The 22,608-nt window shown below is 71.8% G+C and carries 17 protein-coding genes; 12 read left to right on the top strand and 5 right to left on the bottom strand.

The features are described 5' to 3' along the window. Nucleotides 1-51: 51 nt before the first annotated feature. Together JEK78_RS05945 and argJ are read right to left on the bottom strand one after the other, a co-directional pair. Nucleotides 52-441 (bottom strand): nuclear transport factor 2 family protein, encoded by a 390-nt coding sequence (locus tag JEK78_RS05945; protein WP_200263058.1) that lies wholly within the window; start codon nucleotides 439-441, stop codon nucleotides 52-54. Nucleotides 442-710: 269 nt separating this feature from the next. Next, a complete protein-coding gene (argJ, locus tag JEK78_RS05940; protein WP_200263057.1) occupies nucleotides 711-1,889 on the bottom strand; it encodes a bifunctional glutamate N-acetyltransferase/amino-acid acetyltransferase ArgJ in 1,179 nt (392 codons plus the stop codon). 269 nt (nucleotides 1,890-2,158) lie between these two features. Here argJ and JEK78_RS05935 point away from each other — a divergent pair, with 269 nt between their 5' ends. From JEK78_RS05935 to JEK78_RS05905, 7 genes are all read left to right on the top strand, one after another. Continuing rightward, entirely contained in the window at nucleotides 2,159-3,238 is a 1,080-nt protein-coding gene (locus JEK78_RS05935; RefSeq protein WP_200263056.1) for a GNAT family N-acetyltransferase, read from the top strand. Nucleotides 3,239-3,241: 3 nt separating this feature from the next. Next, nucleotides 3,242-4,870 carry an ABC transporter substrate-binding protein gene (locus JEK78_RS05930; protein WP_200263055.1) on the top strand — a complete coding sequence of 543 codons (1,629 nt, stop codon included), beginning with the start codon at nucleotides 3,242-3,244 and terminating at the stop codon, nucleotides 4,868-4,870. Further along, on the top strand, nucleotides 4,867-5,862 hold the full coding sequence (locus JEK78_RS05925) for a GNAT family N-acetyltransferase (protein WP_200263054.1): 996 nt from the start codon (nucleotides 4,867-4,869) through the stop codon (nucleotides 5,860-5,862). The genes JEK78_RS05930 and JEK78_RS05925 overlap by 4 nt, the downstream gene beginning before the upstream one ends. Beyond that, nucleotides 5,859-7,103 carry an MFS transporter gene (locus JEK78_RS05920; protein ID WP_200263053.1) on the top strand — a complete coding sequence of 415 codons (1,245 nt, stop codon included), beginning with the start codon at nucleotides 5,859-5,861 and terminating at the stop codon, nucleotides 7,101-7,103. The genes JEK78_RS05925 and JEK78_RS05920 overlap by 4 nt, the downstream gene beginning before the upstream one ends. A gap of 115 nt (nucleotides 7,104-7,218) precedes the next feature. Beyond that, nucleotides 7,219-8,859 carry a penicillin-binding transpeptidase domain-containing protein gene (locus tag JEK78_RS05915; protein WP_200263052.1) on the top strand — a complete coding sequence of 547 codons (1,641 nt, stop codon included), beginning with the start codon at nucleotides 7,219-7,221 and terminating at the stop codon, nucleotides 8,857-8,859. Nucleotides 8,860-8,879: 20 nt separating this feature from the next. Then, nucleotides 8,880-10,529: an ABC transporter substrate-binding protein gene (locus JEK78_RS05910; RefSeq protein ID WP_200263051.1), complete on the top strand. Its 1,650-nt coding sequence runs from the start codon at nucleotides 8,880-8,882 to the stop codon at nucleotides 10,527-10,529. Nucleotides 10,530-10,575: 46 nt separating this feature from the next. After that, nucleotides 10,576-11,394: a BTAD domain-containing putative transcriptional regulator gene (locus JEK78_RS05905; protein WP_242483280.1), complete on the top strand. Its 819-nt coding sequence runs from the start codon at nucleotides 10,576-10,578 to the stop codon at nucleotides 11,392-11,394. 93 nt (nucleotides 11,395-11,487) lie between these two features. On the opposite strand, the gene JEK78_RS05900 is transcribed toward JEK78_RS05905, so the two are convergent. Together JEK78_RS05900 and JEK78_RS05895 are read right to left on the bottom strand one after the other, a co-directional pair. Beyond that, nucleotides 11,488-12,456 (bottom strand): hypothetical protein, encoded by a 969-nt coding sequence (locus tag JEK78_RS05900; RefSeq protein WP_200263050.1) that lies wholly within the window; start codon nucleotides 12,454-12,456, stop codon nucleotides 11,488-11,490. Between the two features lie 149 nt (nucleotides 12,457-12,605). After that, on the bottom strand, nucleotides 12,606-13,880 hold the full coding sequence (locus JEK78_RS05895; protein ID WP_200263049.1) for an MFS transporter: 1,275 nt from the start codon (nucleotides 13,878-13,880) through the stop codon (nucleotides 12,606-12,608). Between the two features lie 451 nt (nucleotides 13,881-14,331). On the opposite strand from JEK78_RS05895, the gene JEK78_RS05890 reads away from it, so the two are divergent. The 5 genes from JEK78_RS05890 to cs1 are packed head-to-tail and all read left to right on the top strand — an operon-like array spanning nucleotide 14,332 to nucleotide 20,809. Beyond that, nucleotides 14,332-16,068 (top strand): thiamine pyrophosphate-binding protein, encoded by a 1,737-nt coding sequence (locus JEK78_RS05890; protein WP_200263048.1) that lies wholly within the window; start codon nucleotides 14,332-14,334, stop codon nucleotides 16,066-16,068. Between the two features lies 1 nt (nucleotide 16,069). Continuing rightward, entirely contained in the window at nucleotides 16,070-17,593 is a 1,524-nt protein-coding gene (locus tag JEK78_RS05885) for an asparagine synthase-related protein (RefSeq protein WP_200263047.1), read from the top strand. Continuing rightward, nucleotides 17,590-18,882 carry an ATP-grasp domain-containing protein gene (locus tag JEK78_RS05880; RefSeq protein ID WP_200263046.1) on the top strand — a complete coding sequence of 431 codons (1,293 nt, stop codon included), beginning with the start codon at nucleotides 17,590-17,592 and terminating at the stop codon, nucleotides 18,880-18,882. The genes JEK78_RS05885 and JEK78_RS05880 overlap by 4 nt, the downstream gene beginning before the upstream one ends. After that, nucleotides 18,879-19,835, top strand: a complete 957-nt coding sequence (gene speB, locus JEK78_RS05875) for an agmatinase (protein ID WP_200263045.1) — start codon at nucleotides 18,879-18,881, stop codon at nucleotides 19,833-19,835. The genes JEK78_RS05880 and speB overlap by 4 nt, the downstream gene beginning before the upstream one ends. After that, nucleotides 19,832-20,809 (top strand): clavaminate synthase Cs1, encoded by a 978-nt coding sequence (cs1, locus tag JEK78_RS05870; protein ID WP_200263044.1) that lies wholly within the window; start codon nucleotides 19,832-19,834, stop codon nucleotides 20,807-20,809. The genes speB and cs1 overlap by 4 nt, the downstream gene beginning before the upstream one ends. Nucleotides 20,810-20,930: 121 nt before the next feature. Here cs1 and JEK78_RS05865 read toward each other — a convergent pair whose 3' ends face one another. Beyond that, on the bottom strand, nucleotides 20,931-22,415 hold the full coding sequence (locus JEK78_RS05865) for a penicillin-binding protein 2 (protein WP_200263043.1): 1,485 nt from the start codon (nucleotides 22,413-22,415) through the stop codon (nucleotides 20,931-20,933). Nucleotides 22,416-22,608 lie beyond the last annotated feature (193 nt).

The raw sequence follows: 22,608 nt of genomic DNA, 5'->3' as shown, positions 1-22,608 counted from the left end.
GGTGCCGAACGGCTCTTCGCCTACGCGGCAGAGGTGGCCGGCCGATCATGACTACTGGCTCTGATCGGCCGGAACGAGGGTGCCTTGGTGGTGGAACATCCGCCACCCGAAGTCCTCATCCAACTTCCGCCAGATCGAACTATGCCGCGACCGCCGTTCGCCGAGGACAGCCTCATACGTCAGATGTACGACGCCAGGCGCCAGCACTGTCCCAGCCATACCGACAGGCTGATAGATCGGGCCGTCATCAGACGCCCCGGGCTTGTCCGGCAGCTCTGCCAGCATGGTCTGCCGGTCCCACCGGCGGCCAGAAGCACCCACTTCGACGAAGTCGGGATCGAGGAGCTGTCCCGCAAGTTCCCTGGACGCCCGAACGCGGGGGCTCATCAACTTCAGCTCGCCCGCGATCGCCTCGGCCACACCATCTGCGTCTTCACTCATCGGATCGTCCTTGCCCGCTTCCCGTCTCTCGCAACCGATCAAGGGGTTGCTCGCACTTTCCCGACTGATGCCTCTGGCTGGAGGCCCTGGAGACCTCGTGCCCACCCCGTGGTGGACCGGGCGGCGGACGGGTCGACTCAGGGCCCGGCATCTGCCGTACGCGGCCCCGGCCCCGCGACGCGGACACCCGCCACCCGTCGCGACGGGTGTCCGGACCCTCGCCCCGACACCCGAGGCGCCGACGTGGGGCGCCCGCGCCCGGTCGGGGCTCAGGTCGAGTAGTCGGCGTTCAGCCGTACGTAGCCCTCGGTCAGGTCGCAGCCGTACACGGTGAACGCGCCGTCGGCGATGCCGAGGTCGGCTCCGATGACGACCTCCTCGCCGCGCATCGCCTCGGCGACGGACGCCCGTACCCGGTCCTCGGCCGTCGGGTCCTCGACCGGCGGGTACACCTCGATGTCGCCGAAGCGGATCCGCACCGAGGTCTGGTCGATGTCGGTGTCCTCGGAGCACTTGCCGATCGCCATCGCCACCCGACCCCAGTTGGGATCCCCGCCGTGGACGGCCGTCTTGACCAGCGGGGAGTTGACGACCGCCTTGCCCACTCGCTTGGCCTGGGCGTCGTCGCGCGCGCCGGTGACCCGTACCTCGATCAGCTTGCTCGCTCCCTCCCCGTCGCAGGCGATCTGCTTGACCAGGGTGAGGGCGACCTCGTGGAGTGCCTCCTCGAAGACGTCCGGGTCCACGTCGCCCGCGAGGCCGTTGGCGAAGAGGGCCGCGGTGTCGCTGGTGGAGGTGTCCGTGTCGATGCTGACGGCGTTGAACGTCCGGTCCATGACCCGCCGGAAGATCCGGTCCTGTACCTCCGGGTCCAGGCGGGCGTCGGTCGCGAAGAAGGTCAACAGGGTCGCCATGTCCGGTTCCAGCATGCCGACCCCCTTGGCGACGCCGACCAGCCGCGCCGCGCCGATCCGGCGGTGCGCGATCTTCGGGTGGGTGTCGGTGGTCATGATGGCACCGGCCGCGGCGTCGAAGCCGCCGTCCTCGCTCGGGGGTGTCAGTGCCGAGAGGTGGTGGCGGATGCCCTCCATGGGGTACTGGCGGCCGATCACGCCTGTCGAGGCGATCAGCAGTTCCTCCTCGGCCAGTCCGACGGCGCGCGCGGCGGCGGCCCGGATCTCGCGGGCGTTCTTCTCGCCCTGCGGTCCGGTGGCCACGTTCGCGTTTCGGGCCAGGACCACGACACCCCTGGCGAGCCGGTCCGCGGCGGTCTCCCGACTCAGGGTGACGCTGGGGCCCACGAACCGGGAACGGGTGAAGACCGCGCTGACCGTGGCCGGTGTCCTGGAGTACAGCAAGGTCAGGTCGTCGCGCCCGTCGTCCGCCAGCCCGACCGGCGCCGTGTGGACGGCGAACCCCCTCGGCTCCCGCGTCTCTTCTTCCGTCATCGTCGTCGCCTCCGTCGCTCATCGTGCCCCGTGACCGGGTGTCGGGTTCGGGCACCCGACCCGTCTTTACCACGAGGTTCCCGGCCCGGGAAACGCGGGCTCCGGGTGCGGGCCCGCCGCGGCCCGGACCCGAACCGTCCCCTCCCGGTGCCCCGTCCGCCCCGGGCCTGCCGAACCCACGCCCCCTTCCCCGGGCGAGCGGCCGGCGGCGATCACGCCGGATAGTCGACGGAGAGAGACAGGAGACCCGGCGGAGCGAGGGTCGGGGGGTGGATGATCGGCTGGTAATCGAGCACTGGCGCACCCCCGAGCAGGCCCGGGCCGTCGGGTGGGAGAGCCTGCTGGGCGGGGAGGACTTCTTCCTCACCCCGGAGTGGATGAGGGTGCTGCAGGACTCGTCGGGTGCGGAGCACGGCTATGTGACCGTACGGTCGGGAGGGCGTCTGCTGGCCGGACTCGCCTTGGTCCGGGCGACCGAGAAGTCGCCGTGGGCGCTCGGCCGGACCGATCTGCTCCTGGCGCACTGCGACCGTGAGGGTATGGACGGCGCGTCGGCGTTGGTGGGGGAGTTGGGCGAGGTCGGGCGTCTGGTGCCGTCGATGATGCTTGGCGGACGCCACCTGGGTCGGACGCGGCTGCTGCTCGCCGAGGGGGCGCCCGCGGAGGCGGCCGAGGCGGCGCTCGCGGGCGCCGAGGAGGCGGCGAGGGCCGCCGGTTGCGTCTCGCTCTGCCTGCCCTACGCGGATGATTCGGACGGGACGGTCCGTTCGGTCTTGGATGGGTCGGGCTACGCGCACTGTGTGTCGGGGGAGTTCGCCTCGCTGACGCTGCACGGGTCGGGCTTCGCCGACTACGCCATGAGCCTGCCCGCGCGCCGCTCCCGCCGGGTCCGTGCCGAGCGGCGCCGCGTCGAGGCCTCCGACGTCCGGATCGACCTGGGGCCGCTGCGGCTCGAGGACGTACCGCGACTGGCGGCGCTGGAGACCGAGTTGTTCGCCAAGTACGGCATGTCCGGCTGGGATCCACGCCGCTCCGAGGCGGTGCTGGAGGCCGCTCACCGGTGGCTGGGGGAGCGGGCGTTGGTGGCGCGGGCGGTCCTGGAGGGGGAGATCGTCGGCTTTGGCTTGGTGCTCGCGCACGGCGAGGACTGGTTCGCGCACCGGGCGGGGTTCGACTACGCGGCCCAAGGCAAACTCCCGCTCTACTACGAGCTGTTGTACTACACCCTCGCCGACCACGCCCCCGAGCACGGTGTGCGGCGCGTGCACTACGGCATCGGTTCCGTCGACGCGAAGGTGTCCCGCGGCTGTCGGCTGTCCCGGCAGTACCTGTACGTGAAGGAGCTCTGAGGCATGGCCGGTTGGAACGCGGGCGTCGGCGCGGTGGTCGCGCCCTCCGCGCGGCGGGGAGGGGCACTGCGTCTCGTGGCCTCGGCCGACGTGGACTCCCTCGACCCGGCGCGCACGTACTACGTGTGGTCGTGGCTCCTGCAACGGGCGATGCACCGGACACTGACCGCCTTCGAGTCGTCCCCCACGGGGACACGCACGGTGCCCGATCTGGCCGAGGGGCCGGCCGAGGTGTCCGCCGACGGCCTGACCTGGACATACCGGATCCGGCGGGGTGCGCGCTTCGAGAACGGCCGGGAGATCCGGGCCGCCGACGTCGCCCACGGGATCGAGCGTGTCTTCGCCCGCGACGCGCTGCCCGGCGGACCCACCTACCTGCTGGACGTCCTGGACCACGGCGGCTACCGCGGCCCCTACGGCGGCGAGCCCTGCCGCGCGATCGGACGCCCGGACGACCACACCCTGGTCTTCCGGCTGGCGCGCCCCTTCGCCGACTTCGACTACCTGATGGCGCAGCCCAACACCGCCCCCGTGCCGCCCGAGTCGGATTCCCGCGAGGACTACTGGCGGCATCCGGTGTGCTCCGGTCCGTACCGCATCGCCCACTACGAGCCGGGCGGCTCGCTGGAGTTGGTGCGCAACCCCGCGTGGCGGGCCGAGACCGACCCGGTGCGACCGGCCCTCGTGGACCGGATGAGCGTCACCTTCGGCGTGGAGGTCGACGAGATGGACGCCCGGCTGCTGGCAGGGGAGTTCCACCTGGACGTGGAGGGGCGGGGCATCCAGCACGCCGCCCGCGACGCCATCCTCGCCGATCCCGGGCTGCGGGCCCGGTGCGACAACCCGGCCACCGGGTTCCTCCAGTACGTGACCGTGCAGACCCGTGTGCCGCCCTTCGACGACCTGCACGCCCGGCGTGCCGTGTTCTACGCGGCTGACAAGGCGGCTCTGCTGGAGGCGCGTGGCGGGGTCGGGGTCGGCGGCGAACTCGCGACCGGCCTGTTCCCGCCCCATCTGCCGGCCCACAGCGCCTTCGACCGCTACCCCTCGGGGCCCGACCTGACCGGTGATCTGGACGCCGCTCGGGCGGAGTTGGCCGCAGCCGGGCTTCCCGGAGGGTTCGCGACGGCGATCGCCACCCAGCCGGGCAAGTTCGAGCTGGTCGCCCGGACCCTCGCCCGCTCCCTGGGCCGGGTGGGGATCGAGGCGGAGGTCCGGGTGCTCGACACCGCTTCCTATTACCGAACCGGCCTCGGCCACCCGGGCACCGTGCGCGAGGAGGGGCTCGGGCTCGGCGTCACCGACTGGGGCGCCGACTACCCGACCGAGTACGGCTTCCTGGCGCCGCTGGTCGACGGGCGGCAGATCAAGCCGGAGGGGGGGAACTTCAACTTCGCCGAGCTCGACGACCCCCGGGTGCGAGAGCTGATCGACTCGGCTCGGCGGACCACCGACCCGGAGCACCGCAAGGCCCTGTGGCGGGGTGTGGAGCGCACGGTCATGGACCGGGCCGTCATTCTGCCGATGGCCCACGACCGCACCCTCCACTACCGCCACCCGGACCTCACGAACGTCTACGTCCATCCCGCCTTCGGCCTCTACGACGTGCAAGCCATGGGAGTCGCCCGGTGAACGTCCTCTTCCACCCCCTCGACCCGAACGACAGGGCGCGCCTGGACGCGGTGTACGACCTGCGGGTCGAGGCGAGCCGTGTGGACACCGGTCACCTGCCGCCGCCGTGTCCGGCGGATTTCGAGGGCTCGGTACGGGTCCCGCCGCCGGCCACCGAGGTGGAGGAGTGGGTCGCCCACGACGAGCGGGACACGCCCGTGGCCTCGCTGCGCCTGGAGTTCCCCCGGGAGGAGAACCTGGACACCGTGACCGCGTCCGTGCTCGTGGTGCACCCCGCCTCGCGCCGGCGGGGCGTGGGGAGACGGGTCCTCGACTTCGCCCGGGACCGAGCCGCCGCCGCGCGCCGCGGCCGGATCCTGACGGTCGCGGACTCCACCGCCGACGGTCGACCGTCGACGGGGCCGGGGTTCGCCGAGGCAGCGGGCGCCAAGCGGGTCATGACCCTGACCCATCTCCGACTCCTGGTCGGCGACGCCCCGCCCCCGGCGGCCGTTCCGGCCGGTCTGACGGCTCGCTTCTGGGGCAGCCGGGTCCCCGAGGACCTGGTGGCCGAGGCGGCCCGGTTGGAGGCCACCCTCTCCCAGGACGCCCCGACCGGGGATCTGCGACAGGAGCCGCAACCGGCGGCGGTGGAGAGGATCCGCGACTTCGAGCGGATGCGCCTCGCCCGCGGGCGCCGGGCCCACCAGTGCGCCCTCCTGGATACCGCGAGCGGACGTCTGGTGGCCTGGACGGCCCTGTCGATGACCCGTGCCGCCCCGGACAACGCCCTCCAGGCGGTGACGGTGGTCGACCCCTCCCGCCGGGGTCTCGGCCTGGGCCGACTGGTGAAGTCGCACAACCTGGCGCGCTGCCTGCGGACCGAGCCCGCGCTGGCCCACGTGGACACGTGGAACGCCACCGGCAACGAGCACATGATCCGTATCAACCGGGACTTCGGCTTCCGCCCCGCGGGCGAGCGGTGGGTGTGGGAGCTGGACACCGCTCGATGAACGCGGAGTTCCGGAAGCTCTTCGCCGCCCACCTCACCTCGCAACTGGGCTTTCGGGTCGCCCAGACCGCCCTTCCGCTCACCGCGTTGGCCACCCTCGGCGGCTCCGCCTCCCAGGTGGCGTTGTTGGTGACCGTCCAGACCGTCGGGTTCCTGCTGGTGGGGTTGCCCGCCGGCGCGTGGGTGGACCGGTGGCCGAAGATCGCCGTCCTGACGCTCTGCGACGCCGTGCGCGCCGTGGTCGTCCTGGCACTCGTGGCGGCCTGGGCGACCGACACGCTGGCCCTGTGGCACCTCTACGGGGTGGCCTTCGTGATCGGTACCGGGTCCGTCTTCTTCGACGTCGCCGTGCTCGCGACGACGCCACGGCTGCTCGACCGGTCGGCCCTGGTCCGGGGCAACGCCCGGCTCTCGGGGGCGGAGTCGGCCGCGGCGGTGGCGGGCCCCCTGGTCGCCGGGGCCGTCGCCTGGGTCGAGCCCGCTCTCGGGCTGATCCTGGCCGCGCTCGCCTACGCCGTCTCCTCGCTCTGTCTGGTCTCCATGCGGCGCCTCGACGCGGCACCGGTCGTTCGAAGGCGCGCGATGCCGCGCGAGGTGGTGGAGGGGCTGCGCTTCGTCGTCGGCCATCGGGCCGTGCGGCGCGTGGCGGTGGCCTCGGGCGTCTTCAACCTGTGCTGGTCGGCCATGACGGCGCTCTTCCTCGCGCTGCTGTTGGAGTCCGGTACGTCCGGGTCGGCGGCGGGGGCGGTGATGGCGTGCTTCGGTCTCGGTGGCGTCGTGGGAGCCTCGGTGTCCGGCCGCCTCACCGCGTCGGCCGGTCGTGGCCGGTCCCTCGCGGTCGGCCTGGCCCTGTCGGCCCCCTTCGCGCTGTTGGCCGGACAGACCGGCCGGCTGCCGGCCTGGGTGACGGGCGTCGCCTTGTTCGGCGTGGGCGTCGGGGTGGTCTCTTACAACGTGGCGCAGATCAGTATGCGTCAACGCGTCACTCCCACACCGCTGTTGGGGCGGGTGAACGCGACGATGCGGTTCCTGGTCTGGGGGACGATCCCGTTGGGGTCCGGAGTCGCCTCGGCGCTCGCCTCCCGGTTCGGTCCCTCCGCCGTGGTCATCGGCGCCTCCGTGGCCCTGTGTTGTGTGTGGCCGATTCTGCTCCGTATGCCCGAGGAAGCGGAAGAGAGCGTTCCGAGAGATGTGGCTGGGATCGTTGCCGACGGGGCGGGGAGGGATCCGGGCACACCCTGAACGGACCTTCCCGGCCGGGCGGCGGACCGCCCGTCCCGGCTCGCCCCCGGTCGGCGCGCCGGGTGCCGGCCGGATCTCCAGGACCGATCGGTCAGGTCTAACTAGGCTCGCGTGTATGTCTGATCACAACTATCACGGGCAGCACGATGCCGGGCGCCGCGGCGGAGGCCGAGGGCGCCGGATCGGCTGCGCCGCCGTGGTCCTCGCGGTTCTCGCGGGCGGTGGCTACGTCGGCTACACGAAGCTCTCCGGTCCCGACCGGGACGTCACGGCCGCCACCGAGCGGGTACGGGAGTTCCTCGACGCCTGGGCGGCCGACGCGGCGGCCGAGGCGGGGCGGGTGACCGACTCCCCGGAGGCGGCCTCGTCCCTGGTGGAGTCGGTGATGACGAACCTCGGGCCGGAGCGGACGGTCATCCGGGTCGACGAGGCCGGGGTGTCGGAGTCGGAGGCCGGGGTCACCGTGCCGTTCGAGGTGTCGATGAGCATCCCCGAGGCCGGCGAGCTGGAGTACGCCTCGCGGGCGACGGCGGTGGAGCGCGAGGGGGAGTGGCTGGTCGACTTCGACTCCCCGGTGGTCCATCCGGACCTGGAGTCCGGCCAGACCCTCGCCCTGAAGACGGTCGGCGCCCGGGGGACCATCCTGGACGCCGACGGTGAGGAGTTGACGGCGGCCTCCCTGACCGGAACGGTCGACGACGGCGGCCGGGGTGTCTCCGGGCTCCAGGCCCGCTACGAGGAGGAGCTCACCCGCGGGTTGACGAACACCAGGTCGGTGGTGATCGTGGACCGCGAGTCGAACGACATCGCCTCCTACGTCACCGAGACCGAGAGTCGCAACGGCGAGGACATCCGGACCACGATCGACCCCCGGGTGCAACAGGCCGCCGCCCTGGCGCTGGAGGAGATCGGGGACAAGCGGGGGGCGATCGTCGCGATCGATCCCACCGACGGTGACATCCTCGCGGCGGCCAGCCGACCCGGGGGCATGAACCGGGCCTTCGAGGGCGCCTACCCGCCCGGATCGACGTTCAAGGTGGTGACCTCCACCGCCCTGTTGAAGTCGGGGATGGCCCCCGACACCGTGGTGGAATGCCCCAAGTTCGCCCGGGTGAACGGCCAGACCTTCGAGAACCAGGACCAGTTCACCCTTCCCGAGGGATCCACCTTCCGGGATTCCTTCGCCCACTCCTGCAACACCTTCTTCGTCGACAATCGCGAGAAGGTCTCCGGGACGGCCCTGCGGGAGGCCGCCGGCCACTACGGCGTCGGGGCGGTCTGGGACGTCGGCGCGGCGACCTACGACGGCTCGGTGCCGGACCCCGAGACCGACAACGAACTGGCCGCCTCCACGATCGGTCAGGGGCGACTTCTGGCCTCGCCGCTGGTGATGGCCTCGGTGGCGGCCACGGTGAAGGAAGGTTCCTTCAAGCAGCCCGTCCTGGTGCCGGATCAGGTGGAGGATGCCCACAGCGCGCCCCCGCTCCCCGCCGACGTCGCCGCGAGCCTGCGGGCGATGATGCGCGCGACCGTGACGGAGGGCGCCGGGAAGGCCCTGTCGGGCATCCCGGGGGAACCGCACGCCAAGACCGGCACCGCGGAGTACGGAGACGCGGTCCCGCCGGCGACACACGCATGGATGATCGGTTACCAGGGCACGAGTGACATCGCGTGGTCGGTTCTGATCGAGGACGGGGGGTCCGGTGGCAAGGACGCCGGACCGGTGGCCGCCGCATTCCTGCGCGGTCTGGACTAGGAACACAGAAGGACAGGGCCATGGCATACAACGACGTCGTCACCCGGGGCATCGTGAACCCGTCCACACGGGCGGGCGGCGAGTTGCGGTTCGTACGCACCGACGACTTCGACTCGCTCGACCCGGCCGACACCTACTACGCCTACACGTGGAACTTCATCCGGCTGCTGGGCCGGCCGCTGTGCGGCTACCGTGACGGCGAGGACGGCAGACCCGAGCTCGTGCCGGACCTGGCCGAGGGACTGGGCGGGGCGGCCGACGGCGGCCGGACGTGGACGTACCGCATACGCCCAGGCGTCCGGTACGAGGACGGCCGGCCGGTCACCTCGGCGGACGTCGCGTACGCGGTGCTGCGCGCCAACTTCCCCGAGACCGTCTACGGGGACCCCGGCGCCGTCCGGGGCGGCCCGCAGTACTTCCGCCAGTACCTGACCGGGCCCGAGGGCATCGACACCCCGGACGAGCACACCATCGTCTTCCACCTCGCCGAGCCCTTCGCGGGCTTCGACTACCTGGCCGCCCTGCCTCTGACGATCCCGGTCCCCCGGGACCGCGACACCTTCCCCGACTATCGGCTCGGACCGGTCTCCAGCGGCCCCTATCGGATCGACTCCTACACCCCCGGCGATGCGCTGCGATTGACCCGCAACCCGTACTGGAAGGCGTCGCTGGACCCGGTGCGCACGGCGCTGCCGGACCGGATCGGCGTGCGGCTCGGGGTGTCCGGGCCCGAGGTGGACCGTATGCTCCTGGCGGGGGAGGCCGACATCGACCTCGCGGGCGTCGGTGTGCAGCCGGAGACACAGGAGGCGCTGCTCGCCGGCGACGCCCCCCACGAGCAGGTCGACAACCCGCACACCGGCTTCGTCTGGCTGTACTGCATCAACCGCGCCATCGGCCCCCTCGCCGACGTGCACGCCCGGCGCGCCGTCCAGTACGCCACCGACAAGCTGGCGATGCGCGCCGCCTACGGCGGCGAGCCGGCCGGCGACCTCGCCACCACGCTGTTGCCGCCGAACGTCGCCGGACACGCCCCCGGCGACCGGTATCCGGTCGGCGAGGACGGCCGGGGGGACCTGGAGGCGGCCCGGGCCGAGCTGGAACTCGCCGGTTTGCCGGACGGCTTCGACACCCGGATCGCCGCCCGTGAGGACCGGCGCAAGGAGTGGAACGCGGCGCTGGCCCTCTCCGAGGGGCTCAAGCGTGTCGGGATCCGCGCCGAGGTGGTCCCCTTCACCTCGGGGGACTACTTCACCAAGGCGGCGGGCGTGCCGGCGTACCTGCGCGAACACGGCATCGGCATCGTGATGTTCGGCTGGGCGGCCGACTTCCCCGACGGCTTCGGGTTCCTCCAGCAGATCGCCGACTCCCGCGCCGTCAAGGAGGCGGGGAACCAGAATCTCGGCGAGCTGGCGTCGCCGGAGGTGGACCGGCTGCTCGACCGGGGGGCCCGCACCTTCGACCTCCGCGAGCGGTCCGACATCTGGGCGTCGGTGGACCGGGCGGCGATGGACGAGGCGGTGATGTGCCCCTACATGTACGTCAAGTCGGTGGTGTGGCGCGGTCGTGACGTCACCAATGTCCGCATGTCACAGGCGTTCGGGATGTACGACTACGGAGTGATGGGGGTCTCCCCGGGCCGGGTTGCCGGGCCCATGACCGTTGCATAGCCTTACGTTCATCTCACCCATTAAGACGCTTGTTCGAATAAGGCGAGTGGGTGAGCTGCCCACGCGCAGGTCACACTGGGGGGAAGGAATCATCATCGCCGCCAGGATCGCCATCCAGTTGCTAGGTCCGATCACCGCCGCCCAGGCCGGCGCCCGAGTTCCCGTCCAGGGGCAGCGGCAGCTCAAGTTCCTCGCCGCCCTCGCCCTGAGTCCGGACCAGGTCGTCTCCAAGGACTCGATCATCGCCGACTCCTGGGGTTCCGATCCTCCCCGGACGGTCTCCGCCCAGGTGCAGAACAGCGCCTGGATGATCCGCAGAGCCTTCGAACAGGCGGGCGCCGGACGACATGTCGTCCTCTCGCACGCCGTGGGCTACCAACTCCGCGTCGCACCCGACCGGGTGGACCTGTTCACCTTTCGCGACATGGCTCGGGACGCCAGGGAACTCTGCCACGCCGGCGACCACCACGGGGCGTTGGCCCGGCTGGACGCGGCCCTGGCGCTGTGGAAGGGGCCCGCGCTCGCCGACATCACGTCCGGGCGACTCCGTCTCCGTGCCGACCTGCTCGACCGGGAGCGGACGGCGGCCCAGGAACTCCGTGCCGAACTCGACCTGTGCCTGGGCCACTTCGAGGAGGCGGTGGCGCAGTTCGAGCACCTGGTCTCCCGAGACCCCCTTCGCGAGGACCTCTACGAGCGGCTCATGCGGGCCTACCAGCAGGCCGGTCGCCAGGCCGACGCCATAGCCGTCTTCCACCAGGCCAGACAAGTCCTGGCGGACGAGCTGGGCATCCTCCCCGGCCGCCGCCTGACGGCCGTACTGGAGGGGATCCTCAACCAACGGCCGGTCCACGCGCCCGCGTAGTCGGCGCGCCCTCGGTTCTGCCCTGGTGCCCCGGGGCGTGAACCCGGGGCACTGCCCGAGAGCCGGACCGACCGGCGGGAGGGGCGCGGCGGGTCAGGAACCCGCCGCGATCCGCCCCCGCACGTACGCCACGAGTGCCTCGGCGACCCGGGAGCGATCCGGCTCCGGAAGGTCCTCGTAGGCGGCCGAGACCGTCATCCACTCGTTGAAGACCGGTCCCGCCTCGGTCAGCAACCAGTCCACGCAGAGGTAGTCCGCGCCCACCCCGACCGCCAGGCGCTCGCTGAGCCCCCGCACCCGGTCGTCGCCCTCGAAGGTCTCGGCCGAGCCGCCGAGGCTGACGTTGGCCAGGTAGGAGGAACCCTGCGGGCGGCGCAGGAGCACCGCGACGGCCTCGCCCCGGTGCACGTACACCCGGGCGTCTCCGTCGTTGTCCTGGAAGGGCTGCACCACGGCGCCCAACGCCGCCGGTGTCAGAAGGTCGAGGGCGGCGGTCAACTGCTCCGCCCCGTCCGCCTTCAGCACCCCGAAGCCCATCGCCATGGCGCGCGGTTTCACCACGTAGGGCCCGGGCCCCAGATCTCGCTCGACCACGGGCAGCACCCGACGGGCGTAGCGGCCGAAGGGGACGGCGACCGTCGGTGGGACGGGAGCCCCGAGCGCCGCCGCCTGGTGGCACATCGCGAGCTTGTCCGAGCCCAGTGACTCGGGGTCGCGGACGCCGTCGTTGAGCAGGACCCGGCCGGCGGCGCGGAGGGTCCGTGTCACGGCCTGGACGTGACGGCCCATCGCCGCGTCCCACGTCCAGTCCGACAGCAGGAACGCGTGGTCCCCGGCGAGCAGGTCCTCGTCGTCGAGATACAGCCGGGGAGCCCCGCCGGCCCACGCGGGCACCAGGTCCCCGAGGTGTGCGACCCGGACCGGCAGCCCGTTCCGTTCGAAGAGGTCGACGCGATCCGACCCCGCCTGACGCAAAAGGACTTGACGTCTGGGGTCGTAGTTGTCCGGGTTGGTGATCCAGACGATCGCGGGCGTGGAGGTGGGGGGAGGAGTGTCGCTCACGGCGGTGTTCCTTCTCTGACGGCGCGGTGGGGTGGGGGTGGTGGTGGAGCGGGGGTGGCGGGGTGGTCGGGGCGTCCGTGTCCGGGGGAGCGACCGCGGGTCCGGGCGCCTGCGGCCCCCGGCGGGGCGCGGACGGTCGGGTGTCGGTGTCAGCCGGTGGTCAGGGGGTGTCCGGCCGTGTGGTCGGTCGGCAGGGTGCGCATGCGACGCAGCGGCGAGAACACCAGCCATACGAAGGCCAGCGAGGTGCCCACGGCCCCCGCGAGCACCGCCCCCCGCGCCCCGAACACCTCGGCCAGCACGCCTCCGCACAGGCTGCCCACCGGGCGGGCCCCCCAGGCGAAGAACCGGACCGTCGCGTTGACCCTGCCCAGGCACTCGGCCGGCACGCACCGCTGGCGGTAGCTGACCTGCGCCACGTTGTAGATCACCAGAGCGGCCCCCAAACCGAACAGGGAGAGGCTCACCAGCCCCAGTCGCCAGCCCGGTTGGACCAGCGCGGCAAGCAGCGTGAGCGGGGCACCGAAGGCGACACTGTACTTGACCGCCCGAGCGTCCCCCAGCCCGCGGATGACCCGGTCGGCGACGACCGTGGCCAGGACCCCGCCGAGACTGCCGGCGGTCAACAACAGCCCCACCGTGGTCGCGGGGACCGCCAGATCCCGGGCGAGCAGCACGAGGAGCATCGCGTACGACACGCTCCAGAACAGCGTCATCGTCGTGGAGCACAGCACGATGGGCCTGAGCAGGGCATCCCGGGTCACCAGACGCACGCCCTCGGCGACCCCCCGCAGCAGCCGCGGGCGCTCCTCGCGGGGCGGCGGCGTCTCGGGGCGGCGGATGAGGGCCACGCACACCGCCGACCAGACGTACCCGAAGGCCGTCGCCAGCACGGCCAGGGGCGCGGTCGCCACCTGCACGAGCAGCCCACCCGCGCCGGGGCCGACCACGCCCGCCACCTCGGCCACTCCCGTGAGCCGGGCGTTGGCGGTGACGAGGCGATCCTTGCCCACCACATGGGGCAGGTAGCTCTGCTCGGCGACGTCGAAGAAGACCGTGAGCAGGCCGGTGACGAAGGCCACGGCGCACAGGAGCAGCACGTCGAGGACGCCCAGGCCCCAGGCCACCGGGATCACGGCGAGGACCGCGGCCCGCCCCACGTCACAGACGATCATCACCGATCGCTTGCGCATCCGGTCCACCCACACGCCGGCGGGGAGTCCGACGAGGAGGTACGCCGCGGTCTGGGCCGCCGCGACGGCGCTGACCTCGAAGGCGGACGCCTCCAGGGTGGTCGCGGCCAGGATCGGCATCGCGATCCCCAGCAGCCGGAAGCCGAGTTGACTCAGCAACTGGGCCGTGAGCAGCAGGCGCAGGGCCCGGGTCTCCCCTCCACCGGGGGCGGTTGGGGGAGGTCCGACCATCACAGGGGCCTTTCCGGGGTGGGGGGGAGGAGCCTCCACGGGGCGTCGCCTCCTCGCCGCGGGCGCGAGGGCGGCCCGCGGGCGCCGGGCCACGCGGGCACGAGAGGGGCGGCGAAGCGGCGGAACAAGCCCGTCCGCTTTCGTCGGGAGCGCGACAACGCTAGGTGCGGGCAGGGGGCGTCGCAAGAGACGAAGAGCCGACGGAGAGTGCCCGGAGAGAGAGGAACGGCGCCGCGGAACACATCGGTCGGGCACGGGCGGAGTCCTCGCCGCGGCGTCCCGGCCGAGGGGCGGCGGAGCCGGCCGGCAAACCGCCGCGCGACGCCGGACGGTTGCCCCGGCACGCCCTGACCGGTCGGTGCCCGGATACCGCGCAGAGAGATCGGCAAGAGAGCCGGCCCCGAATCTGTTGAGCATTCGGACCCGAGTTCGACAGGAGAACTGGTTTCACATGTCTCGTGTATCCACCGGCCCCAGCGAGAACCCGACGGCCGCTCACGCCCTGCTCAAGCGCCTCAAGGAGCACGGCATCGACAAGGTGTTCGGCGTCGTCGGCCGTGAGGCCGCGTCGATCCTGTTCGACGAGGAGGAGGGCCTGGACTTCGTCCTGACCCGGCACGAGTTCACCGCCGGTGTCGCGGCCGACGTCCTGGCGCGCATCAGCGGCCGTCCCACCGCCTGTTGGGCCACCCTCGGTCCCGGCATGACCAACCTGTCGACGGGGATGGCCACCAGCGTCCTGGACCGCTCGCCGGTCATCGCCATGGCGGCCCAGTCCGAGTCCCACGACATCTTCCCCAACGACACGCACCAGTGTCTGGACCTGGTGAAGATCGCCGAGCCGATGAGCAAGTACGCCGTCGAGCTGGAGCGCCCCAAGGAGATCACCGACCTGGTCGACTCGGCCGTCCTGAACGCCATGACCGAGCCGGTCGGCCCCTCCTTCATCTCCCTGCCGGTCGACCTGCTCGGGTCCTCCGAGGGCGTCGACATCACTGCCGACCACGGCCCGGCCCCCACCCCCGAGAAGCCGATCGGCGCCGTCCAGCCCGGCTGGGAGAAGCACGCCGACGAGGCCGCCGAACTCCTCGCGCGGGCCGAACACCCGGTCTTCGTCGTCGGCGCCGCCGCCATCCGGTCCGGCGCCGTGGACCGCGTCCGCGCGCTGGCCGAGCGGCTGAACGTGCCCGTCATCACCACCTACATCGCCAAGGGCGTCCTGCCCCAGGACCACGAGCTGAACTACGGCGCGGTCACCGGCTACATGGACGGCATCCTCTCCTACCCCGCGTTGGAGACCCTGTTCGGCCCGGCCGACCTCGTCCTCACCCTCGGCTACGACTACGCCGAGGACCTGCGGCCCTCGATGTGGCAGCGCGGTGTCGAGAAGAAGACGGTCCGAGTCTCCCCGACCTTCAACCCGGTGCCCCGGATCTACCGGCCCACCGTCGACGTCGTCACCGACGTCCTGGCGTTCGTCGACCGCCTGGACCGCACCACGGAAGGGGTGGCCGCCAAGCGGCGCCACGACATCACCCCGCTGCGTGAGCGGATCGCCGAGTTCCTCGCCGACCCCCGCCAGTACGACGACGGCATGCGCGTCCACCAGGTCATGGACTCCATGAACACCGTCATGGCCGACGCCGCCGGGCCCGGACGCGGCACGATCGTGTCCGACATCGGCTTCTTCCGCCACTACGGCGTCCTGTTCGCCCGCGCGGACCAGCCCTTCGGCTTCCTGACCTCGGCCGGCTGCTCCAGCTTCGGCTACGGCATCCCCGCCGCGATCGGCGCCCAGATGGCCCGCCCCGACCAGCCGACCTTCCTGATCGCCGGCGACGGCGGCTTCCACTCCAACAGCTCCGACCTGGAGACCATCGCCCGCCTCAAGCTGCCCATCGTCACCGTCGTCGTCAACAACGACACCAACGGCCTCATCGAGCTGTACCAGAACCTCGGCCACCAGCGCTCCCACGACCCGGCGGTCAAGTTCGGCACCGGCGACGGCCCCGCCGTGGACTTCGTGCAGCTCGCCCACGCCAACGGCATCGAGGCCGAGCGCGCCGCCACCCGCGAGTCCCTGGTGGCCGCCCTCCGCAAGGCCGTCGAGCTGGGCCGCCCCTACCTGATCGAGGTACCGGTCAACTACGACTTCACCTCCGGCGGTTTCGGAGCGCTGAAGATCTGAAATGACCGATCAGGCAGCCCTCCCCGCCGCCTACGGATTCCTGGCCTTCGCCCACACGGGCGCGGGCCAGGCCCCGCGGGCGACCTTCGCCACCCGAGGCCACCAGACCGCCGCGCGTCGGCGGCTGCGAGAGCGGACCCTCGACACGATCCTCGTCCAGCCGGACCGTACGGCCGCCGGAGCCACCGCCGGCGACGCGGACACCGCCGTCGTCCTCGCGGGCGAGCTGTACAACCGTGACGAGATCGCCTCCGCCGTCGCCTGCGACGCCGCCTCCTCCTCCGACGCCGAGCTGATCCTCGCCCTCGTCGACCGCTACGGACTGCACGCCTTTCGGCTCGTCAACGGCCGGTTCGCCGCCGCGGTCCTCACCGGCGACACCGTGCTCCTGGCCACCGACCACGCCGGATCCGTCCCTCTCTACACCCGTCACCTGCCCGACGGCGTCCTGGCCGCCACCGAGGCCAAGGCCCTGGCCGACAACCCGGCCGGCTCGCTCGGACACCCCGTCTCCGGCGCCCGTCGGGTCCGCCGGCTGCCCGGCCTCTACCAGGTGCCCGCCGGCACCGTTTTGGAGTTCGACCTCGACGGGTCCGCGGCGACCGCCCATCGCACCTGGCAGCCGCCCGCCGCCCGAAGGATCCTCGGCGAGGACCACGCGGTCGACGAGGTCCGCCGGGTACTGGCGAGGGCCGTCGAACGTCGACTGCCGGGCGGCCGGCCACTGGTCGTGCTCTCCGGCGGCATCGACTCCTCCGCCGTCGCCGCCCTCGCCGACCGCTCCCGTCCCGGCATCGACACCCTCTCCATGGGGACCGACACCGCCGACGAGTTCACCCAGGCCCGGATCGTCGCCGAGCACCTGTCCTCCGACCACCGCGAGGTCACGATCCCCACCGCGGACCTCCTCGCCCAACTCCCGCACACCGTCCACGCCGCCGAGACCCTCGACCCGGACATCGTCGAGTACCTGTTGCCGCTCACCGCGCTCTACCGGCGACTGGACGGCCCCGCCCGGCGGGTCCTGACCGGCTACGGCGCCGACATCCCGCTCGGCGGCATGCACCGGGAGGACCGGCTCCCCAACCTCGACACCGTCGTCGCCCACGACATGGACACCTTCGACGGACTGAACGAGATGTCACCGGTGCTCTCGACCCTCTCCGGCCACTGGTCCACCCACCCCTACTGGGATCGTGACGTCCTGGACTGCCTGACCGGTCTCGAAGCCGGGCTCAAGCGTCGCCACGGCCGGGACAAGTGGGTCCTGCGCGCCGCCATGGGCGACCTGCTCCCCTCGACGACGGTGAACCGGCCCAAGCTCGGCGTGCACGAGGGGTCCGGCACGACCTCGTCGTTCTCGCTGCTCCTGACCGACGCCGGGGTGCCCGAGGAGCGACTCCCGGCCGCCAAGGCCCGGTTCGTGCGGTACCTCTTCGACCGTGTCGTGGTGGGCGGCGCCCATCCGGACGACGTGCCGGTCGGCGACGCCGTCTCCCACGCCGTGGAGGAGACCCCGACGTGAGCGTGTACCACCGGTTCGCCGGCAAGCGGCTCGCGCTGGTGGAGTCGATGCTGCACGACGCCTTCTACGACGGCGTCCACGAGGCGCGCCGGCACGGCGCCGAGATCTGGCTCCTCGTGCGGGGCGAGGAGTGGTACACCGCCGGCCGCCCCTTCGCCGAGCACCCCCTCGCCCGGGTGGACCGGGTCCTGCGCGTCGACACCCACGACTGGCGGGCCGTCGCCGCCGCCCTCGTCGACGACGAAGGCCGCCCCGTGGTCGACGGGGTGATGTCGTTCTCCGACTACCACACGGAGACGGCCAACCTCGCCGCCGAGCACCTCGGCCTGCCCTCCCAGGGGTCGGCGGCCGTGCGCGCCGCCAACCACAAGCATCTGCTGCGCCGGGCGCTCGACGGCGGCGCCGGCGGGATCCGCTGGCGCCTGGTCACCTCCCCGGAGGAACTCGACGCCGCCGTCGACCACGTCGGACTGCCCCTGATCGCCAAGCCGCCCTCCGAGGCCATCTCCTACGGTGTCCGCAAGTGCCACACCCGCGACGAGGCGCTCGGGGCGTTTCGGGAACTCTCCGGAATCCGGCGGTCGTTGCGCGGTCAGGAACGTCCCGGGCACGTCCTCCTGGAGGAGTTCCTGCGGGGCACCGAGATCAGCGTGGAGTCGATCACCGTCGACGGCGACACCCACTTCTTCGGCGCCACCTCCAAGTCACTGCACGGAGGGACCCTGCTGGAGGAGTCGCATTCCTTCCCGCTCGACCTCCCCCCGCGCGTGTGGCGGGAGATCCGGGAGTGCGTCGGCGAGGCCCTGCGGGCGATCGACTACCGACAGGGGCCGGCCCACAGCGAGGTGATGCTCACCGAGAACGGTCCGCGAATCGTGGAGATCAACCCCCGACTGCCCGCCCACATGATCTCCACCATGGTTGCCGACTCCTGCGGCACCGACCCGCACCTGGACAGCAAACTCCTCGCCCTCGGCGAGGTCCCCGAGCCCGGCCGACCCGGCGAAGGACCGCACTCCGCCTCGGCTGTCGTGGTGCTCTTCCCCGACGACCCGGGGTGGTTGGTCGGCATCGACGGCGTGGACGCCGCCCGCGACCACGGCGTCGAGGTGCGCCTGCACGCCGTCCCCGGCGACAGTGTGGCGGGACGCCTCGACAACTCCGCCTCGGTCGGCTTCGTCTACGCCCACGCCGCCACCGCGGACCAGGCATTGGCCAGGGCCCGACACGCGGCCGGACTGATCACCATCGAGACCGACAAGATCGAGACCGACCAGGAGGGCCGATGAGGACGGACGGACGCGTCGACTCCCACTTCTCCCCCCGCTACGCCCAGATCGCCACCTTCATGCGGCTCCCGCACGACCCGGAGCCCCGGGGCAACGACATCGTGGTGATCGGCGCGCCCTACGACGGAGGCACCAGCTACCGTCCGGGCGCACGGTTCGGCCCTCGGGCCATCCGCCACGAGTCCGGGCTCATCCACGGGGTCGGCATCGACCGGGGGCCGGGCGTCTTCGACCTGATCAAGGTCGTCGACGCCGGCGACATCGACCTGACGCCGTTCAACCAGCACGTGGCGATGGACACCGCGCACCAGTGGCTGAGAGGTCTGCTCAGGGACAACGCGGCCTTCCTCATGCTCGGCGGCGACCACTCCCTCACCCTGGCCGGCCTGCGGGCCGTCGCGGAGCAGCACGGACCGCTCGCCGTGCTGCACCTGGACGCCCACTCCGATACCAACCCGGCGATGATCGGCGGGGAGTACCACCACGGAACACCCTTCCGGCACGGCATCGAGGAAGGCGTCATCGACCCGACGGCGATGATCCAGATCGGGATGCGGGGGCACAATCCGAAGCCGGACAGCCTGGACTGGCCACGGGGCAAGGGCGTGCGTGTGGTGACGACGGACGAGTTCTGCGAGCGCGGTGTTCGGGCCACCGCCGACCTGATCCGGGAGAAGACGGCCGGTCGACCGGTCTACGTCTCCGTCGACGTCGACGTCGTCGACCCCGCCTTCGCGCCGGGCACCGGCACCCCGGCTCCCGGCGGTCCGACCAGTCGCGAGGTCCTCGGTCTGCTGCGCTGCGTCGGCGATCTGCGTCCCGTCGGCTTCGACGTGATGGAGGTCTCGCCGCTCTACGACCACGCCGGGATCACCTCGGTCCTGGCCACCGAAATCGGCGCGGAACTGCTCTACCAGTACGCCCGCGCCCACGAGAAGAAGGAGAACCCGTGACCGTCATCGATGTCTCCGCCAACGCCGCCCACCTGAAGCTCCTCGCCGCGGAACTGCCCACGGTGCCCCGTAGGGACCTGTACGGCTTCCTGGAGACCGCCAAGAAGCTCTCGGTAGACCTGCCGCACGAGATAGCCGGGCCGCTGGACGCCTTCAACCCGGACGGCAACGAGGACGGCTACCTGGTCTTCCGAGGTCTCCCCGTCGAGGGGGATTTCGACCTGCCCGCCACCCCCGTCTCCACGCCCGCGCCCACCGAACGCCGACTGCTGACGATGGAGGCGATGCTCGCCCTCTTCGGCTCCCGCCTCGGACTGCACACCGGCTACGCGGAGCTGCGCAACGGGACCGTCTACCACGACGTCTACCCCTCGCCGGGCGCGCACCACCTGTCCTCGGAGACCAGCGAGACCCTGCTGGAGTTCCACACGGAGATGACCTACCACGTCCTCCAGCCGAACTTCGTCATGCTGGCGTGCTCCCGCGCCGACCACGAGAAGAAGGCGCGGACCCTGGTCGGATCCGTCCGCAAGGCCCTGCGCCTCCTCGACCAGGACACCGTCGACACCCTCTACGACAACCCGCAGCCCTGCGAGGTCGACGTCGCCTTCCGCGGCGGGGTGCCCGACCCCGGCGCCATCGCCAACGTCAAGCCGCTGTACGGCCCGAAGGACGACCCGCTGCTCGGCTACGACCGCGAGCTGCTCCGGCCGAACCCCGGCAAGGACACCGAGGCGGTGGCGAAGCTGTCCCACGCTCTGGACGAGGTCACGGAGGCCGTCGCGCTGACCCCCGGCGACCTGCTGATCATCGACAACTTCCGCACCACCCACGCTCGCACGCCCTTCAGCCCGCGCTGGGACGGCCGCGACCGCTGGCTGCACCGCAACTACATTCGCACCGACCGCCACGGTCAGCTGCCCACTGGTCGGGAGCGCGCCGGCGACGTGGTCTCCTTCAGCCCGCGTCGCTGACGCCTCCCGCCGGAGAGTTCCGGAAGACACCGGAGGCGGGCGGCGCCGTCGGGGGCGCCGCCCGCCTCTCACGCGACGGGACGGGGACGGGGGCGGCTCGCCCCGCGCGGGCGGTGTGGCCTCAGGGCAGGAGCACGGCCTCCATCACGCTCTTGGCGATGGGCGCCGCCAGGCTGCCGCCGGAGATGGCCTCGCGCGAGATGTCCATCTCGGTCGGGTCGATGAAGACGGCCACGGCCACGGACTGTCCGTCGGGCTTCTGCCCGTACGACACGAACCAGCCGTAGGGCACCTGCTCGCGGACGTCCACGCCGCGCTGCGCGGTGCCGGTCTTGCCACCCACGGTGATCCCGTCGATGAGGGCCCGCTTGGCGCTGCCCTCGGCCGCGGTGAACTCCATCATCTCGCGCACCTTCCGGGCCGTCTCGGACGAGACCGCCTCGCTCATGGCCCGCGGTTCGTTCTTGACCAGTGTCGTCAGGTCGGGGGAGCGGACCTCGTCGACGATGTAGGGCTGCATGACCGTGCCGTCGTTGACCAGTGCGGCGGTCACCATGGCCATCTGCAGCGGGGTGCTGGTCAGGCTGCCCTGTCCCATGCCCGTCAGGGCGGTGCCGGGCTCGTCGAGGTCCTCGGGGTAGAGGCTCTTCACGGCGCGCAGATCGCCGAAGGCGTCCGCGTACACGTCCTCGTTGTACCCGAACTTCTCGGCGGTCTCCCGCATCCGGTCCTGTCCCACCTCCAGCGCGGCGTCCAGGAAGACGTTGTTGCACGAGTGCTGCATCGCGGTCTTCAGCGAGGCGCTGTCGCAGACCGCGTCCCCTGCCTCACTGCCGATCGTGTTGTTCGACAGGGGCAGCGGGTAGGGCGACACCGCGTCGGTCTCGGCGTTCACGTCGGTCACCACACCGTGCTCCAGCGCCGCGGCGGCGGTGAGGATCTTGAAGGTGGAGCCCGGGGGGAAGGTCTCCCGTAGGGCTCGGTTGGCCAGCGGCTTGCCCTCTTCCTTGTCGAGCTCCTGGAACAGCTCGCTCTCCTTGATCGAGTTCCCGGCGAACGTCCCCGGGTCGTAGGACGGCGCGGAGACCAGGGCCAGGACCTTGCCGGTGTCCGGCTCCAGGGCCACCACCGAGCCGCGAGCGCCGAGGTCCACCAGGCCCTGGTAGCCGGCCTCCTGGGCCTTGGAGTCGATCGTCGTGACGACGTCGCCACCGCGTCGCTCGTTGCCCGTGATGACGTCCGTGAACCGTTCGAAGGCCAGGATGTCGTCGGTGCCGCTCAGGATCCCGTCGTAGGTGCTCTCCAGCAGCGTCATCCCCACCGACTGCGAGGCGTAGCCGGTGACCGGGGCGTACATGGCGCCGTCGGTGTAGGTGCGCTTGTACTTCAGGTCCGCGCCGTCCACCTGCTCGGAACCGGTGATCGACTGGCCGTCGACGACGATGTCACCGCGCGGTACGGAGTACTGCGTGATCAGCACGCGGCGGTTGGCGTCGTCGTTGGCCAGGGCGTCGGCCTGGGCGAACTGCAACCAGTTGGCGCGGACCAGCAGCGCCAACATCAGGAAGCCGCAGAAGAGGGCTATACGTCGGAGCGGCTTGTTCACGTCGCACGGCCCCGGGGGACGGAGGTCGGAAGAGGAAGCAGCATGACGACAGCGTAGTTGAGCGAACGACCCGCGACCCCGCGACCCGGGAGACACCCGGAGTGGACCCGAGCCGCGGTGGTGCGCGCCGGCGTCCGGCCCGGTCCCGGCGGCGGGGGAGGTCGCCGCGGCTCGGAGGGCGGCGTCCGGGCGG

The organism is Streptomyces sp. HSG2 (assembly GCF_016598575.1).
Classification (GTDB): domain Bacteria; phylum Actinomycetota; class Actinomycetes; order Streptomycetales; family Streptomycetaceae; genus Streptomyces.
This window is presented reverse-complemented; position numbering and strand designations above follow the sequence as displayed.

Coding starts and splice junctions, on each gene's coding strand:
- argJ (WP_200263057.1), bottom strand. CDS start 1,889: ATGACGGAAGAAGAGACGCGGGAGCCGAGGGGGTTCGCCGTCCACACG.
- JEK78_RS05945 (WP_200263058.1), bottom strand. CDS start 441: ATGAGTGAAGACGCAGATGGTGTGGCCGAGGCGATCGCGGGCGAGCTG.
- speB (WP_200263045.1), top strand. CDS start 18,879: ATGAGGACGGACGGACGCGTCGACTCCCACTTCTCCCCCCGCTACGCC.
- JEK78_RS05920 (WP_200263053.1), top strand. CDS start 5,859: ATGAACGCGGAGTTCCGGAAGCTCTTCGCCGCCCACCTCACCTCGCAA.
- JEK78_RS05890 (WP_200263048.1), top strand. CDS start 14,332: ATGTCTCGTGTATCCACCGGCCCCAGCGAGAACCCGACGGCCGCTCAC.
- JEK78_RS05930 (WP_200263055.1), top strand. CDS start 3,242: ATGGCCGGTTGGAACGCGGGCGTCGGCGCGGTGGTCGCGCCCTCCGCG.
- JEK78_RS05915 (WP_200263052.1), top strand. CDS start 7,219: ATGTCTGATCACAACTATCACGGGCAGCACGATGCCGGGCGCCGCGGC.
- JEK78_RS05910 (WP_200263051.1), top strand. CDS start 8,880: ATGGCATACAACGACGTCGTCACCCGGGGCATCGTGAACCCGTCCACA.
- JEK78_RS05885 (WP_200263047.1), top strand. CDS start 16,070: ATGACCGATCAGGCAGCCCTCCCCGCCGCCTACGGATTCCTGGCCTTC.
- JEK78_RS05895 (WP_200263049.1), bottom strand. CDS start 13,880: ATGGTCGGACCTCCCCCAACCGCCCCCGGTGGAGGGGAGACCCGGGCC.